The organism is Helicobacter apodemus, from assembly GCF_000765745.2.
Taxonomy (GTDB): domain Bacteria; phylum Campylobacterota; class Campylobacteria; order Campylobacterales; family Helicobacteraceae; genus Helicobacter_D; species Helicobacter_D apodemus.
Map to the genome: position 1 here is coordinate 1 of NZ_JRPC02000009.1, position 16,819 is coordinate 16,819.

At 33.9% G+C, this 16,819-nt stretch carries 12 protein-coding genes; 6 read left to right on the top strand and 6 right to left on the bottom strand.

Translation table 11 applies throughout. From position 1 onward, the window contains the following. Positions 1–196 precede the first annotated feature (196 nt). Positions 197–3,334: a capsular polysaccharide export protein, LipB/KpsS family gene (locus LS72_RS11745; protein WP_052087306.1), complete on the top strand. Its 3,138-nt coding sequence runs from the start codon at positions 197–199 to the stop codon at positions 3,332–3,334. 1 nt (position 3,335) lies between these two features. On the opposite strand, the gene zupT is transcribed toward LS72_RS11745, so the two are convergent. From zupT to LS72_RS04205, 6 genes are all read right to left on the bottom strand, one after another. After that, complete coding sequence (zupT, locus tag LS72_RS04180; protein WP_034554210.1) at positions 3,336–4,202, bottom strand: zinc transporter ZupT; 867 nt, start codon at positions 4,200–4,202, stop codon at positions 3,336–3,338. 827 nt (positions 4,203–5,029) lie between these two features. Next, positions 5,030–5,974: a thiamine pyrophosphate-dependent enzyme gene (locus LS72_RS04185; RefSeq protein WP_034554211.1), complete on the bottom strand. Its 945-nt coding sequence runs from the start codon at positions 5,972–5,974 to the stop codon at positions 5,030–5,032. Positions 5,975–5,984: 10 nt separating this feature from the next. Then, a complete protein-coding gene (locus LS72_RS04190; RefSeq protein WP_034554213.1) occupies positions 5,985–7,202 on the bottom strand; it encodes a 2-oxoacid:ferredoxin oxidoreductase subunit alpha in 1,218 nt (405 codons plus the stop codon). After that, positions 7,202–7,603 carry a 4Fe-4S dicluster-binding protein gene (locus tag LS72_RS04195; protein ID WP_034554214.1) on the bottom strand — a complete coding sequence of 134 codons (402 nt, stop codon included), beginning with the start codon at positions 7,601–7,603 and terminating at the stop codon, positions 7,202–7,204. Before LS72_RS04195 ends, LS72_RS04190 begins: the two co-directional genes overlap by 1 nt. 9 nt (positions 7,604–7,612) lie before the next feature. After that, on the bottom strand, positions 7,613–8,173 hold the full coding sequence (locus tag LS72_RS04200; protein ID WP_034554215.1) for a pyruvate flavodoxin oxidoreductase subunit gamma: 561 nt from the start codon (positions 8,171–8,173) through the stop codon (positions 7,613–7,615). A gap of 127 nt (positions 8,174–8,300) precedes the next feature. Continuing rightward, positions 8,301–8,948, bottom strand: a complete 648-nt coding sequence (locus LS72_RS04205; protein WP_034554216.1) for an HAD family hydrolase — start codon at positions 8,946–8,948, stop codon at positions 8,301–8,303. Positions 8,949–9,045: 97 nt separating this feature from the next. Between LS72_RS04205 and LS72_RS04210 the strand changes: the two genes are divergently transcribed. From LS72_RS04210 to LS72_RS04230, 5 genes are all read left to right on the top strand, one after another. Next, positions 9,046–9,825, top strand: coding sequence for a 3'-5' exonuclease (locus tag LS72_RS04210; RefSeq protein ID WP_034554219.1), 780 nt, complete (start codon positions 9,046–9,048; stop codon positions 9,823–9,825). Next, the gene (gene nspC / locus LS72_RS04215; RefSeq protein ID WP_034554221.1) at positions 9,815–11,035 is read left to right on the top strand and encodes a carboxynorspermidine decarboxylase; all 1,221 of its coding nucleotides are present in this window, start codon (positions 9,815–9,817) and stop codon (positions 11,033–11,035) included. The genes LS72_RS04210 and nspC overlap by 11 nt, the downstream gene beginning before the upstream one ends. 146 nt (positions 11,036–11,181) lie before the next feature. Continuing rightward, positions 11,182–12,294, top strand: a complete 1,113-nt coding sequence (locus LS72_RS04220; RefSeq protein WP_138155085.1) for an efflux RND transporter periplasmic adaptor subunit — start codon at positions 11,182–11,184, stop codon at positions 12,292–12,294. 8 nt (positions 12,295–12,302) lie between these two features. Further along, on the top strand, positions 12,303–15,437 hold the full coding sequence (locus tag LS72_RS04225; protein WP_138155088.1) for an efflux RND transporter permease subunit: 3,135 nt from the start codon (positions 12,303–12,305) through the stop codon (positions 15,435–15,437). Then, a complete protein-coding gene (locus LS72_RS04230) occupies positions 15,421–16,815 on the top strand; it encodes an efflux transporter outer membrane subunit (protein ID WP_034553886.1) in 1,395 nt (464 codons plus the stop codon). The genes LS72_RS04225 and LS72_RS04230 overlap by 17 nt, the downstream gene beginning before the upstream one ends. The last annotated feature ends 4 nt before the right edge of the window (positions 16,816–16,819 follow it).

Consider the following 16,819-nt stretch of genomic DNA (forward strand, 5'->3'; position numbering starts at 1 on the left):
CATTCTTCAAAGAAGTGCGTAAGTTAAAGAGGGAGTTTAGGGAGAAAAAGGGAATGCCCTGCAAAGGGCAGTTTGTTATTAACCCCCTAGATTAGTGAAATGATGAAGCAATCCACTTTATAGACTTGCAGGTTTAGATTTATGAATTTAGTATATAATTACCCTTTATCTTTAAGAGCATTTAAAGGCACAATCTTTGTTAAGTCTTATTATTCCCGTTTTTTATAAAAATGCTGATTCGTTTATTTATAAAAGAGTTTTAGAGTTAATAGAAAAGTTCAAAGAAAAAGAAACTTTTGAAGTGATTTTTGCGGATTGTAGTAAAGATTGTTTATTAAAAAGCAATTATACGCATATCAAAATCCTCCACTCACCCTCTAAGGCACGGATTTTTTCTCCTGCGTATGCTAGGAATGCAGCGGTAAATCTTGCAACACAAAAATATTTGTTTTTTTATGATGTGGATATGGATTATGCTAGCGATTTTGAATCTTTATTATTACAAGAGATAGAATCTAAGCTAGAAAGTGGCAAGGAGCGGTTTATTTCACTTCCATTTTTATATTTAACCTTTGAGGGGACAAAGGCTTTTGAGAATACAAGAGATTTTACTACATTGCTAATAAGTTTTTTAAAGGGTGAAAATCATTTGGTAGAAAGCCTCTCTGCTAATAGCTCAGCAATTATCTTAAAAAAGGAATACTTTGAAAGTTTAGGGGGATTTAGGGAGGGTTTTTTGGGGCATGGGGGAGAGGATTTTGAGTTTTTGCATAGACTTGCAGCCCTTAATCCCCATTCCCAAAAGCCAAAAGACTATTATACTGATGTGCGGCATCAATTTTTAGGTGATGCAAAAGGCTTTAGAGCGTATCTTAGCTTTTATTCACTACCTTACTTTTTTAAAGGTTTGGTATTGCTCCATCGGTGGCATTCTCGCCCTCTTATGAATATTTTTTATTTCAGACGCAAACCTAATGAAGCCCTTTTGTTAGAGAGTATGCGTTGCTTTGATATCCAAAATGCAAATTGTGTATGGCATTCACACAATCCTACCAAAGACTTACGCCTTTTTATACTCTCTTTGATGAATTGCTATGGCTATGAGAAAGAGGATTATAGTGGGTTTTTTCAACTTGGTAAAGGGGTAAAACCTAGAAAAAAGCCTATAGGTGGTAAGATAAGAAAACTCCTCACAAGACCTAAAGAATTTTTTAGTGATAGTGCATTGTTTCAACACATAGGGCATTTAAAGATTCCAACTTTTATTTATCTATGGGCTTTTTATGACTTTATAAAGCCCAATAGAGCTTATCCTAAAGAGCTTTTAGGAGATTGTTTGCCTATTTTTCCAAGACAATCTAATCTTACAAAAGATTCTGTGTTTTATGGGTGGGGACGCAAAAAAACGGGTTGGAATGCCATAGTTTTAGCACAAAAATACCATTGCAAATTTATTTTACTAGAAGATGGATTTATTCGCTCTTTTGATTTGGGGATTAAGGGTTCATCTAGCTTTTCTTTAGTGCAAGATGAGGTGGGTATCTATTATGATGCAACCTCTCCAAGTGCATTAGAAAATCTGCTAAACACCTATGATTTTAAAAGTGATTCTATGCTTATTAATACCGCTAAAGAGGCAATGGAGTTGGTTGTTAAGCATAATATTTCTAAATATAATTGTTTTAAAGAGGTTCCACAAGATTACTTTAAACCTTGTAAAAAGAGAGTTTTAATTATCGCACAAACCAACAAGGATTCTAGTTTATTATATGGTTATGGTGAGAAGTTTAGCACAAAGGAGATGATAGAAGATGCTGCCTTAGAAAACCCAAATGCTAAAATTTATCTCAAAATTCACCCAGATGTGCTAAGTGGTAAGCGGCAATCTGATATTGAAACTCATAAGATTCCACCATTTTGTGAGGTGATAACAGAGGATTTTAATCCTCTCTCTTTGCTAAAATATTTTAGCAAAGTCTATACTAAAACTTCTCAAATGGGCTTTGAAGCCTTGTTTGTAGGTTGTGAGTGTGTATGTTATGGAATGCCTTTTTATGCAGGTTGGGGGCTTACCATAGATAAGCAAACTAGCCCAAGGAGGAATCGCAAATTAAGTTTAGAAGAGGTTTTTGCTGCAAGTTATATACTTTATACACAATACTATAATCCTATTTATCAGCACAAAAGTGATATTTTAGATACCATCCATACGGTGATTCGTTATAAGCATTTGTATGTTAAAACAAGCCATAAGGCTTATTTTTTTGGATTTTCTTATTGGAAACATAATTTTATTAAGCCTTTTGTTCGTAATTATTCCCCCCAAAATTTGATTTTTATCAATCCAATTTCGGCTAGTCCGCTAGAGGTGGCATTGAAAAAAGGATTAGATTTGACAAGTGATATTTTTATTTGGGGGCGTAAAAGTTTCAAAGAAGTAGAATCTTATGCTAAGAAAAATGGCTTGACAATCATTCGTGTTGAAGATGGGTTTATCCGCTCTCTCTCGCTTGGCTCTGATCTTACTCGTCCATTTTCGCTTGTCTTTGATAATATAGGAATCTACTTTGACCCTACACAACCAAGTAGATTAGAACATATCCTACAAAATACATTTTTCCCTCCTGCTTTAATTGAGGAAGCAAAACTTTTAAAAAAAGAGATTTTAAAAAGCAAAATTAGTAAATACAATATTGATTCTCATAAAACACTAAATCTTTCTCAAGATAGGATAATTATCTTAGTAACTGGACAAGTTGAAGATGATGCTTCTATTGCTTATGGTTCGCCTGGAGAGACAAATCTTTCCTTGCTTAAGCAAGTAAGAAAAGAAAATCCGCAAAGCTATATCCTTTACAAGCCACACCCTGATGTGTTAAGTGGGAATCGTATCGGACAAATTGCGCCACAAATTGCATTAAAATATTGCGATGAAATCATAGATAATGTGAGTTTATCTTCTGCTATAGAAGTGGTAGATGAAGTGCATACTCTTACTTCACTTAGCGGGTTTGAAGCTTTGCTTTATGGTAAAAAAGTCGTAACTTATGGAATGCCTTTTTATGCAGGTTGGGGGCTTACCATAGATAAGCAAACAAACCCAAGACGAAATCGTAAATTAAACCTAGAGGAATTAATCGCAGGGGCATATATTCTCTACCCTCAATACATTCATCCAAAAACCTTGCAAACTTGCTCTCCTAATGTATTGATTAAAGCTCTACAAGAAGAAAAAACAAAAATTAACAAAAATAAATTTTATGCAATGAAATACAAAATATACTCTTTTCTTTCAAGAAAGGCACAAAGGCTTTGTTCATACCTTAAACTTTAATTTATTGTAAAAGATTTAAACTAAGTGCCATAACTGCCATTCCAATAATTAACCCATAAAGACTATCGTGTGCTTTATCATAAGTTCTAGCTGTAGGTAAAAGTTCATCAAAAGAAATAAACACCATAATCCCAGCGACAATAGCAAAAGTAATAGCTAAAGTTAGCTCACCCATAAAAGGAAAAATTATAATAGCCCCTATAATAGCCCCTAAAGGTTCTGCAGATCCTGATAAGGAGGAATAAACAAAAGCTTTTTTCTTATCCCTAGTAGCGTGATAAATAGGTAAAGATACTGCCATTCCCTCTGGAATATTATGCAAAGCTATGGCAATAGTTACCATAATGCCAAGAGAAATGCTATCTAAGCTTGAAATAAAAGTCGCAAACCCTTCAGGAAAATTATGGATGGCAATCGCCATAGCTGTAAAAATGCCCGTTCTTTTGAGTGCCTTTGTATTAATCTTTATGGTATTTTCTACAAAATAAATAGGATTTTTTCCATAAGCTTGCACTACAGGACATATTTTCACTTCTGAATAATCCTTAGGTTCGTGTGGATTAACATCTTGCGGAATAAATCTATCAATCAAACCACTTAGGATAATGCCCACAAAAAAACAAATCAAACCAAATAGTTCTGCCCATTTAGACTGATAAAATTCTGAAAACTGATGTAAAGATTCGGGTAGTATTTCCATAAAAGAAATATATATCATCACGCCTGCTGAAAATCCAAGCCCAAAAGACAACATCCTTAAATCATCTTTTTTAGAAAAAAACGCTATAACAGCCCCAATAGAAGTAGAAAATCCTGCTAAAAGTGTTAAAAATAAGGCAAATATAATTTGAGAAAAAGTAAATTCCATAATTATCCTTTAATAATTTTTATTATTTGATATATTTTATCATAAAAATATTATTTCTTAACACATCATTACTTGATTAAGTCTATAAAATTTTTATAAATATCTCTAATTTTTTAACAAATTTAATAACCTAATTTAAATATTTTCTATATTACTGCAACATAAACAAATTTAAAATATTTTATAAAAATAAATCCCAAATATCTCACTTATCCAATGAAGTCATTCATAAATATAAGAACACAAGATAAATTTTACTTTTCAATGCGAATTTTTCAATAGATTTCTGTCCTCAAAAGGCTTTAATCTTACTTATATAACACCTCATTAACCTAATAAATTACTAAGGGAAATATAAATCATACCATCAGTGCTTCTAAAATAACCATTACACTACTTCTACCAAAGTAGAAAGTAAAAAAATAAATCAACCTCCTACTAAAACATATTTAAACCTGCATCTTATATAGCTATATCTTAGTAAAATGCTAAAAGTTTTAATATATAGAATGAATCCTTAAGTTTATATCTCTTTAGAAACACCAAATCAAATAACATTCATATAAACCTTGGAAGTCTTTATAGTTATAGTCCTATAAATTCCCAAAAACAACAAAATCCAAACTATTAATAAAATAAACTTCAACAATAAACTAATGAATTTATCACCTAAAAAGTATAATAAACTTTCATTTATAGGAAAATACCAATAACCCACTCCCATTTGCAGAACTTTTATCGTTTTGCGTAATGATGCATCTAAAACTTTAGTGAATTATCAATACTCCCGATAAATAATATATGGTTAAAACTAATAAAAATGAAAATTATACCTTTGCCTCTTCTCGTCTTTGTAGATACTCCCAATACTTATCAACATTCTTTTGCCATTCTTCAATAAGATATTCATTTTCTGGTTTAAATAAATGTTTAAACCTTGCTTGAACGCCTAAATAATCACGAACAGGAACTTTATTTTTAGGACGATAGGTGATTCTTAGCTCTGTCCCATTAATTATTTCATATAGAGGAAACACCAAAGAATCAACAGCTAAATCACTCATTTCAATGGTTTGATGAGCGGGGAATCTCCACTCTGTCGTGCAAGCACTCATAGCATTAATAAATGTAGGACCCTCTGTTTCAATGGCTTGCTTTATTTTTTTACTCATATCTTTCCATTTATTAGGAGCCACCTGCGCAACATAAGGAGAGCCATGTGCTGCCATAATAAATAGTAAATCTTTTTTTCTATCTTTTTTACCATAGCTAACGCGTCCTGCAGGGGTTGTAGTAGTAGAAGCTCCAAGAGGTGTAGAACCGCTTCTTTGTCCTCCTGTATTTGCATATACTTCATTATCTAAACAAACATAAGTAAAATCGTGTCCTCTCTCAAAGCAACCACTGATAAACTGGAATCCAATATCATAAGTAGAGCCATCTCCACCAAAAGCTACAAATTTTGGTGTTTTATCACTATATAAACGATCTTTTCTTTTTAAGGCTTTATACATAGCTTCAGCTCCTGCAATAGCCGTAGAGCTATTTTCAAATCCAATATGTATCCAAGGCACATCCCAAGAAGTATAAGGATATACTGCAGTGCTAACTTCCAAACAACCTGTAGAAGCCGCTACAAGTAATGGATACTCTGTAGCATTTAAAACTTCTCTAACGATAATTCCGTGCGCACAGCCCGGACATAAAAGATTTGCACCCTCAAAACGTTCACTTGATTTAGAATATTGCTTTAAATTCTTAATTTCACTCATATTAATCTCCTTAATTGTATCCCAATTTTGGACCTCTAAGCCCTATAAATTGCTGCCTTTTATGGGTAATTTTGTCTGCTTTTGCGTCAGCATCTAACTCTTTAATAATTTCTTGTAAATGGTTTTGGGTTAAATCCCGACCACCAAGCCCATAAATATAATTACTTACTATAGGCTTATTATCCACTTGATACAATGCTGCTACTCCCTCATTAAAAAGCATTCCCATAGTCCCTGCTGGCAAACTTCTATCTAAAAACGCAACCGCTTTAGCTTTTTTCAAAGCTTCTCCAAATTTCTTATAAGGAAAAGGACGCAACACACGAATACTAAGTACTCCTGCTTTAATACCTTTTTTTCTTGCTTCTTTTACTGCAATTCTTGCAGATTCAACAGTTGTTCCTAAAGCTACAATTACCACTTCTGCATCTTTTAAATCATATTGTTCGACAACATTATATTCCCGACCTGTTAGAGCTTTAAATTCTTTAAAGACTTTTTCTATAACACTCATAGATTGCATAATAGCGTTGTGGAGTTGTGCTTTATGCTCAAAATGCCAATCTTCTTCTGTTTGCGAACCATAAGTTGCAGGCTTTTCTAAATCTAGCATAGCATTTTTAGGTTTATAATCCCCAATGAACTTATAAGCTACATCATCTTTTAGCGGACGCACACTTTGTGCAGTATGAGAACAAATAAAACCATCTTGATGCACCATTACCGGCAATCGCACATCATAATCCTCGGCAATTTTAAACGCCATAAGGTTAAAATCATAAGCTTCTTGAGGATTATAGGTGCAAAGATTCACCCATCCTGCATCACGTCCTAAATACATATCAGAATGATCGCCATTAACATTTAAAGGACTAGCTAATGCACGATTAACAACATTTAACACAATAGGCAATCGCATACCAGCGGCTTGATAAAGCACTTCCACCATTAAAGCAAAGCCTTGAGAACTTGTTGCAGTTGCTACCCTACCTCCAGCAGCTGCTGCTCCCACACAGCCACTCATAGCAGCATGCTCTGATTCCACCATAATAAATTCCCCATCAATATAACCATTGGCTAAAAAACTTGCATAGTTTTGTACAATTGGGGTTGATGGAGTAATAGGATAAGCAGAAACAACATCAATTTGTGCTTGACGCATTGCATGACTTGCCGCCATATTACCATCCCATACTTCTACTTCTTGCAGCTCATAAACTTCTGCCATTATTTATCCTTTTTCTTAGATTCTTTTGCTGGCCATTTAGAGAGTGCAACCTCATCAGTTTCATAATTATTAAACATTAAAAGGGATTTTGGATTAGTCGGACAAACTTCTACGCATACTCCACAGCCCTTACAATGCACATAATCTACTCCAGACATTTTCTCATCCCTAACTAAAATAGAAGAATCAGGACAATACACCCAACAAAAATAACAGTTAATGCAATGCTCTGTATTAAATATAGGCTTCTCAACACGCCAGTGAGCAACACTTGCTTTATAGGAGCTATCTGGGCGATATTCTCTATCATTTGCGTGTTTTTGTGCCATACCAACCCCCTCTTTTTCAAAAGGGAATAATACTGATCCTGCTTCAAATTCATTCCAACCTTTATATTCCACAATTAACTCCTATTTTACTTCATTATAAGCTTTTTTAATAACTTCCATATTAGCATCAATAACTTTTTGGGGCAATTTTTTACCCAAAACTTTCCTAAAAGATTCTAAGAAAAAATCAAGCTCTAAAGCTCTTGAAACCTTTAGAAATGCACCCAACATAGGTGCATTAGGAATTGACTTACCAAAAGCATCTAAAGAAAGCTTAATACAATCTAAAATATAAACTTCCTTAGCTTTAAGTTCAGGCTTGCTCTCTAAAAATTCTTCTTTACTTAAATGCGTGGTGATTATATACTTGGTAGTAGATTTTTCATTAGCACAAATATCTGTGATATAGGTTAAGCCCGGATCAATAACTAGAATATAATCAGGCTTCATAAATTTTTCGTGATTTAAGATACGGTTATTATCAATACGATTATAAGCTGTCATTGCTGCACCCCTTTTTGCCGAACCATAAAATGCAAAAGCTTGCACTTCCTTGCCTGTGCCTGCAATTACATCTGCTAAACCCTTAGCACCTGTTACCGCACCTTGTCCTGCACGGCTATGCCATCTAATTTCCAGCATAATACCTCCTAATAATGAAATTTTATTTCTCTATATTGCCAAAAATTGTAATTAGAAAATCTTAATTATTAAATAATTTATCAAAAAATACTTTATTGTGTAAAAATAACTCACTAAAATTGAAATCTTATAAAGTCTTAAGAATTCTAATGGCTTCTAGGGCATCTGTGGAAATTTGGTGGGTATATCTTTGTAATAACTCCAAAGAAGCATAACCGCTTAATACAGCGATAGCGTTAATGGTAGCCCTTTGTGCGGCTATTATATCAAGAGGAGTATCCCCTATCATCACGGCTTTTTCTTTATCGCATTTTGGCATAAGCTCTAAAGCCTTTAATATTCCCTCACTATCAGGCTTTGGCTTAGTAACATTTTCCCTCCCTATAATACATTCAAAATATTCTAAGACCCCAAAATATTCTAAAAGCACTTTTGAATATTGAGCAGTTTTTGTTGTAACTATTCCTAAATAAGCAAACTCATAAGATTCTAAAATAGCTTCTTTAGCATTGTTTAAAAGATGAGTTTTAGCTTTACAAATCTTTCTGTAGTGTTCTTTATAAGCTAAAATATAAGGCATACTTTCTTTTTTATCAATCCCTAAAGTTTCAAAAATATCTTCTAGAGGATAACCTATTTGTGCAATTATTATTTCTTTAGCAGGTATTTCTTTTTTATGGGTTTCAAAGGCTACGCAAAAACTCTCATAAATCGCCTTTGTAGAATCTATTAATGTCCCATCTAAATCAAATAAAATAATTTTATCTTTTTGCATTCTTTAAACTCTCATCAAATTTTGTATAAATTTACACTTTTTTACTTTAAGTTTCAAAAAGCTAATATTCTAAATTTTTTTAAAAATTAGGATTGAAATGCCAAAATATTATGACAAACTTCTAAGAAAACTACAAAAGCGTCCTTTAAGCCAAAATGAATTTTCATCCTTGCTTTGCGAATTAGGAGGATTATTAGTAGAACCTCAAATAGAACTAGAAATCATTAAAACATCGGGTATTCCTCTGCTTTTTGCTCATAATAAAGTTTATCTAAGAACCACCCTTACTCCTTATTTGCAAGAGAGTTTTTGCATTGTTGATATTGAAACTAATGGACATAATCCTTATATCCACCAACCCATAGAAATAGGAGCCATTCATTATCAAAATGGGGAGATTAAAGAAACATTCCATTCCTTTATCTTTTGCCAAAATATCCCACAAAAAATTACTGAAATCACAGGTATTACAAATTCTATGCTTCAAGACTCCCCAAAGATTCATCAAGTTTTAGAATCTTTTAAATTATTTTTAAAAGATTCCATCTTTGTAGCCCATAATGTCGATTTTGATTTTAATTTTCTTAGCAATGCTTGTTATTGTAACCATTTTGGCTATCTTTATAATCCGCGTCTTTGCACCATTAAACTTGCACAAAAAACCCTCCAATCCCCAAAATATTCCCTAGGTTTCCTTAATGATTTTTTAGGAATCCATCATCATACTTTACACCGAGCCTTAGAAGATTCTAAAATTACTTTAGAAATTTTTAAAAAATGCCTTAAACAGCTAGATAAAAATATCTACACAAGCTATGATTTGCTAAAATTTACAAATTCAAAAAGTATTTTACAAGGCAATTTAAATGAAAACTAACCATTATCCAAAAAACTTTGAAAATATCCCAAGCCCTTGTTATGTGCTAGAAGAAGAAAAATTTGAAAAAAACCTAAAACTTCTAAACTTTATCCAACAACAAAGTGGAGCTAAGATTCTCCTAGCACTTAAAGGCTATGCTCTTTGGAAAAGTTTTGGAATAGCTAAAGAATATTTAAGTGGAGTTACTGCAAGTGGAATTTATGAAGCAAAGCTTGGGTTTGAAACTTTTGGTAAAGAAATTACAACTTTTTCTCCAGCATACAAAGAGAGAGAAATGCAAGAACTTGTTAAAATTTCTCGTCATATTATCTTTAATTCTTTTTTGCAATGGCAAACCTATAAACCCCTTATTGACAAAGAAAACCTCCAAAGATTGACTAAAAAACGACCAATCATTGAAGTAGGACTTCGGGTTAATCCCCAATATAGTGAAGTAACGCCTAAAATTTATAATCCTTGCGTAGAAGGCTCAAGATTAGGAATTACTCCTAAAGAATTCCAAAAGGGGTTTAAAAAATATGGTCTAAGCGGCATTAGTGGCTTACATTTTCATACCCATTGTGAGCAAAATAGTGATGCGCTAGAGCGGACATTGCAGCACTTTATTAAGCATTTTAAAGATTTTATCTCCCAAATGCGATGGATTAATTTTGGTGGCGGTCATCACATTACACGCAAAGACTATAATGTAGAATTACTCCTTAAAATCCTCAAAAAATTTAAAAAGAAGTTTAAAACACAAATTTATTTAGAACCTGGGGAAGCTATTGGTTGGGAAAGTGGATTCTTAATAGGAAGTGTTATAGATATTATCCATAATGGCATTGATATAGCTATTTTAGATATAAGTGCAGCAGCACATATGCCAGATTGTCTTGAAATGCCTTATCGTCCAATGGTTCGTAATAGTTTCAATGCCCAAGTAAAAAAAGGGAAAAATCTCAAATTAAAAGGAGAAAAACCTTATTGTTATCGCTTTGGCGGTCCAACTTGTCTTGCAGGGGATATTATTGGGGATTATAGCTTTGAAAAGCCATTAAAAATAGGGGATAAAATTATTTTTGAAGATATGATACATTATACAATTGTTAAAAACAATACTTTTAATGGTGTCCCCTTACCTAGTATTGGAATAATTCATAAAAATGGCGAATTTGAACTCTTTAAAACTTTTAATTACGAAGATTATAAACATAGAAACAGCTAAGATTTTAAGAAGAATTCAAGTATTTTTAACTATAATTACTCTAAAGCTAAATGTAACATAAATTACATTCTAAAATAAAATCTTAACAAGCCTATAAACTAAAAGTCAATCTCTCTATGAGGCTATCAAATCTTTAAGGAATAAAGATGAAACATTACTCTAAATTATTACTTATTTTGTCTTGTGGCTTATTCTTTCTTTCTGGTTGTTTTGAAGACAAAAAGCAAGATTCACCGCAAAATATGGCTATTCCTGTTAGTATCTACAAGGTTCAAAAACAAAATATTCCCATCTCATTTGAATACCCCACGCAACTTAAAAGCCTTCAAAGTGTTGATATTTATGCAAGAGTAGAAGGAATACTCTTAGAGCAAAACTTCACAGAGGGTTCTTTTGTTGAAAAAGGCGATAAACTCTTTAAAATCGACCCTGCAAAATACGAAGCAAATGTTAATATTGCCAAAGCACAACTTCAATCCGCACAAGCGAATTTCAAAGAAGCTAGTAGAAACTGGGAACGTTCTAAAAAACTTTTTGGAGAAAAAGCCTTAAGTCCAAAAGAAAGAGATCAGGCTCTATCTCTTTATGAAAGTGCTAGTGCAGGGGTTGAAAATGCTAAGGCTAACCTAGAAAATGCTCTTATTGATTTAGGGTATACAGATGTAATAGCAACCGCAAGTGGAAAAATCGGTATCAAAAAATACGATATTGGGGATTTAGTAGGCAGTGCAGGAGGGAATAACATTCTTGTTACCATCACCCAATTAAATCCTATTCACGCAGAATTCTCAATCCCTAACAACGATTATTATTTTTTAAGGAGTTTAGAACAAGATAATCTCATCGTGCAATACATTCTACCTAATGGCAAAATTTATGAAAAAGAAGGCAAGTTAGACTTTATTGATAGCATCATTGATGCTAGCACAGCAACTATTAAAGCACGAGCTATTGTAGAAAACACCGATAACCTACTTATTCCCGGAGAATTTTCACGTATCCACCTAGAAGGTTTAGTAGCTAAAGATTCTATTGCCATTCCCCAAGTAGCCCTTATGCAAGATTCTAAGGGTAGCTATGTTTATAAAATTATTGATGGAAAAGCCACTCCAGCACCAGTTGTTTTAGGAAATAGTGTAGGAAATACCTTTTTAATTCAATCAGGTTTGGAAGAGGGTGATACTATTATCACTAATCAACTTATTAAAATTCGTCCAAACACTCCTGTAACTCTAATGAATCAATCCACAAATCAATAAGGGTTTCTATGTTTTCTAAGTTTTTTATCAATCGCCCTGTTCTTGCAATGGTAATGTCTATTGTCCTTGTTATTGCAGGCTCTTTATCAATCTTTTCTTTGCCTGTAGAAGAATACCCTCAAGTTACCCCCCCACAAGTGGTTATAACAGCAACTTATCCCGGAGCTAGTGCGGCAGTTATTTCAAACAATGTTGCAAGCGTATTAGAAAATAGCATTAATGGGGTGGAGGGAATGATTTATATGCAATCCTCCTCCACTTCATCAGGTTCTCTTTCCATTAATGTCTTTTTTACTAATGAAACAGACCCTAACCAAGCAACTATTAATGTTAATAATCGCGTCCAGGCGGTTTTAAGTAAACTTCCTCAAGAAGTGCAAAGATATGGAGTAAGTGTCCAAAAACGTTCTTCTACCATTTTAGCTGTTTATTCTCTCTACTCTAGCCTTACAAGTCAAAACCCAACTTATCTTGCAAATTATGCAGCCATTAATATCATTGATGAGCTAAAAAGGATTTCCGGAGTGGGCGATGTGACACTTTTTTCGCGTCAAGAATACTCAATGAGGATTTGGCTAGATCCTGCAAAACTCAACAAATACAATCTTATCTCATCTGAGATTATCGCACTTATTCAAGAGCAAAACTCACAATTTGCAGCAGGTGCATTTGGGCAAGAGCCTATTAGAGAGGACTTAGACTTTACCTACACGGTTACAACCAAAGGACGTTTTTCCAAACCACAGGAATTTGAAAATATTTTAATCCGCACTAATGCGGATGGTTCTTCTTTGTTGCTTAAAGATATAGCAAGGGTTGAATTAGGGGCAGAAGATTATAGTGTGAATGCCTTTTATAATGGCAAACCCGCTGTTGCATTTGCTACTTTCTTGCAGCCTGGAGCAAACGCTTTAGAGGTTGCTAGTAATGTCGAAGCAAAGATGAAAGAGCTTTCTTTAAAGTTCCCAGAAGGCATAGAATACGCTATTCCTTATGATACAACAGCCTTTGTGCATATTTCTGTAAAAGAAGTTATTAAAACCTTTATTGAAGCCATTATCTTAGTGATTATTGTTATCTATTTTTTCTTACAAAACTTCCGAGCAACTATTATTCCTGTATTAGCTGTCCCAGTATCCATTATTGGAGCCTTTGGGGGAATCTATTTACTTGGCTTTTCTATTAATCTCTTAACACTCTTTGGTCTCATCTTAGCCATTGGAATTGTTGTTGATGATGCCATTATTGTTATAGAAAATGTCGAGCGGATAATTCATCAAGAAAAACTCTCTGTCAAGGAAGCCACCACAAAAGCTATGGAGGAAATAGCAAGCCCTGTTATAGCTATTGTTTTAGTTTTATCCGCAGTTTTTATCCCCGTAGCTTTTATCGGTGGATTTTCTGGAGAGATTTATAAACAATTTGCCATTACTATTGTTATATCTGTGATTATTTCGGGATTTGTAGCATTAACGCTTACTCCAGCACTCTGTGTTTCTATCCTAAAAAATCAAGAAGTAAAACCTTTTTATATTGTTAAAAAATTTAATAATTTTTTTGATTGGCTTACCCATAAATTTACAAACAGTGTAGCTAATTCCATTAGAAGAGGAACATTATACCTTGTTTTATTCATAGGATTATTAGCCATTACTTATGGGTTATTTACTCGCGTTCCTACCTCTTTAGTCCCTGCTGAAGATAAAGGAATTTTGCTTATTTCTATGCAACTCCCTCCCGCTACTGCTCTTAGTAAAACAACACAAATGGCTTCCTTTGTAGAAAGCACCGTAAGAAACAATCAAGAAGTAGATTCTATTATGGTTTTAGCAGGGTATGATATATTATCTAGTGCGGTTAGAACTTTTGGGGGTGCTGCTTTTGCTAAATTAAAAGATTGGGGTGAGCGAAAAGAATCCTCCCAAAACTCACAAGCATTAGCAGGTTCTCTAACTAAACAGCTTATGCAAAACCCAAATGCTATTATCTTTGCCCTAAATCCCCCTCCTATTATGGGTCTTAGCTTAACAGAAGGTTTTGAAATGTATATCCAAGATAGGACAGGAGGCAGTATAGAGGATCTTCAAAAATACACTCAATTAGTCTTACAAAAAGCTAGTGAAAGAAAAGAGCTAACCGGACTTAGGACTACATTAAATGCTAATATCCCGCAATATAATGTTTCACTTGATAGGGATAAGGCTAAATCCTTAGGTGTTAATATAGTCGATGTTTTCTCAACCTTACAATCTACCTTTGGGTCTTATTATGTCAATGACTTTAATCTCTATGGAAGAACCTACAAGGTTAATATACAATCTGAAAGCCCCTTTAGAGAATCTCCGGAGAATTTACGCAATGTGTTTGTTCGCTCTCAAAGTGGTGAATTAATCCCTATTAGTGCATTAGTAACTTTTGAAAGAGTAATTGGGGCAGATATTTTACAGAGATTTAACCTTTTTCCAGCCGCACAAGTTACAGGTAACACTAATCAAGGCTATTCTTCAGGCGATGCCCTAAAGGCTATTGAAGAAGTAGCTAATGAAGTTTTACCTGATGGCTATACCATTGCTTGGTCTGGAAGCTCTTATCAAGAAAAAACAAGCAGTGGGACAGGAGCAGTTGCGTTTATTTTTGGGTTAATCTTTGTTTTTTTAATTTTAGCCGCACAATATGAGCGTTGGTTAATGCCATTAGCGGTTTTAACAGCCGTTCCTTTTGCAGTCTTTGGGGCTATTTTTGCAACTTGGATTCGGGGATTAGAAAATGATATTTATTTTCAAATTGGTCTTGTAACACTCATTGCACTCTCTGCGAAAAATGCGATACTCATCGTTGAATTTGCTATGCAAGCACGGGAAAAAGAACGAAAGAGTATTTCTGATGCGGCTATTGAAGCGGCAAAACTTAGATTTAGACCTATTGTAATGACTTCATTAGCCTTTACCATAGGAGTTTTACCCCTTGCTATTAGCACAGGTGCAGGAAGTGCTAGTCGGCACGCCATTGGGACGGGGGTTATTGGGGGAATGTTAGCCGCAACTTTTATTGCTACACTCTTTATTCCCCTCTTTTATACTTATTTTGCAAAACTTAGTGAATTTATAGCCCGCTTAAGGAATAAAAATGAATCATATAATTAGCATTATCTGCTTTGCTTTTTTACTAGCAAGCTGCTCCCTCTCCCCAAATTATCACCAACCTGTAATTAATCTTCCTCAATATCTTGGTTTAGAGCCAACAGAAGAGAAAATCTCTGAAACTTGGTGGAAGGATTTTGGGGATTCAACCCTTGATTTATTTGTTCAAGAGGCGTTAGAAAATAACTATGATTTAGCCTTAGCAATGTCAAGAGTATCTCAGGCTAGAAGTAGTTGGAGCTATGCTAGAAGCGATAGATACCCTAATATAAAATTACAAGGTGAGGCAACAAGAAATAAAAAGGATTCCAATAAAGGCCAGCTAGAAAATTATAATAATTTTTCCCTAAGTGGCGTTGTTAGCTTTGAACTTGATTTATGGGGAAGAGCTAGGGATGCCGATAGAAAGGCTTATGCTACTTTGCTTTCAATAAAAGCCAATCAAGATGCTATCAAATTAAGCCTTATTGCTAATGTCGTAGAAAGCTATTTTGGTATCCTTACGCTTAATAACCAAATACAAATTTCACAAAATACCTTAAAGGCACGAGAAGAAAATTATCAATACCGTAAAAAAGAATTTGAAGTAGGACAAACTTCAGAAATTATTATGCAACAAGCAAAATCAGAAGTAGCGTCGGTAAAAGCTCAATTACAAAGTTTATTAAAAGAACAAAATGCTGCACAGACAGCACTTTTAATCTTATTGGGAAGAGATCCAGAGGGTATCTTTAATGTGGAGATTCCAACACAACCACAAACACTCCCTAATGCACCTATTGTACCTATTGGATTGCCCTCCTCTATTTTAGAGCAACGTCCAGATATTGAAGCGGCAACACAAAATTTAAAGGCAGCTAATTTCGCTATTGGCATTGCAAGAAGTGCTTATTTTCCTACTATTTCTTTGACAGGTCTAGCGGGATATGTTAGCCCAGAACTCAATAACTTAATACAAAACTCCTCTTCAACTTCGAATTATGGGGGTAACTTTGTAAGTAATCTCTTGGATTTAGGTAGAACAAATGCCAATATTAATCTTGCAAAAGCTCAATATCAAGAAATGCTCTTAACCTATGGACAAACTATTAATAAGGCTTTTGGGGAAGTTAGAGATTCGCTTTTTAATTACTCTATTAGTAATGAGCGTATTCAAAGCCTTAATGAGCAAGTAGAAGCCTTAAAAAGAGCTTTAGTTTTAGCACAGATTCGTTATGAAGAGGGCTACACCAACTATCTAGAAGTTCTCACAACACAAAGTAATCTATTTGCAGCAGAACTTAATCAACAAAGTGTAAAATTAGAAAACCTAAGTGCAGCTGTCAATCTTTATAAAACCTTAGGTGGTGGTTGGAATAAAGAATATTATGATAAAGACTAATTAT

Bases quoted from the DNA above. Each gene is read 5' to 3' on its own strand.
- zupT (WP_034554210.1), bottom strand. From the start codon at position 4,202: ATGGAATTTACTTTTTCTCAAATTATATTTGCCTTATTTTTAACACTT.
- LS72_RS04185 (WP_034554211.1), bottom strand. From the start codon at position 5,974: ATGAGTGAAATTAAGAATTTAAAGCAATATTCTAAATCAAGTGAACGT.
- LS72_RS04190 (WP_034554213.1), bottom strand. From the start codon at position 7,202: ATGGCAGAAGTTTATGAGCTGCAAGAAGTAGAAGTATGGGATGGTAAT.
- LS72_RS04200 (WP_034554215.1), bottom strand. From the start codon at position 8,173: ATGCTGGAAATTAGATGGCATAGCCGTGCAGGACAAGGTGCGGTAACA.
- LS72_RS04205 (WP_034554216.1), bottom strand. From the start codon at position 8,948: ATGCAAAAAGATAAAATTATTTTATTTGATTTAGATGGGACATTAATA.
- LS72_RS04210 (WP_034554219.1), top strand. From the start codon at position 9,046: ATGCCAAAATATTATGACAAACTTCTAAGAAAACTACAAAAGCGTCCT.
- nspC (WP_034554221.1), top strand. From the start codon at position 9,815: ATGAAAACTAACCATTATCCAAAAAACTTTGAAAATATCCCAAGCCCT.
- LS72_RS04220 (WP_138155085.1), top strand. From the start codon at position 11,182: ATGAAACATTACTCTAAATTATTACTTATTTTGTCTTGTGGCTTATTC.
- LS72_RS04225 (WP_138155088.1), top strand. From the start codon at position 12,303: ATGTTTTCTAAGTTTTTTATCAATCGCCCTGTTCTTGCAATGGTAATG.
- LS72_RS04230 (WP_034553886.1), top strand. From the start codon at position 15,421: ATGAATCATATAATTAGCATTATCTGCTTTGCTTTTTTACTAGCAAGC.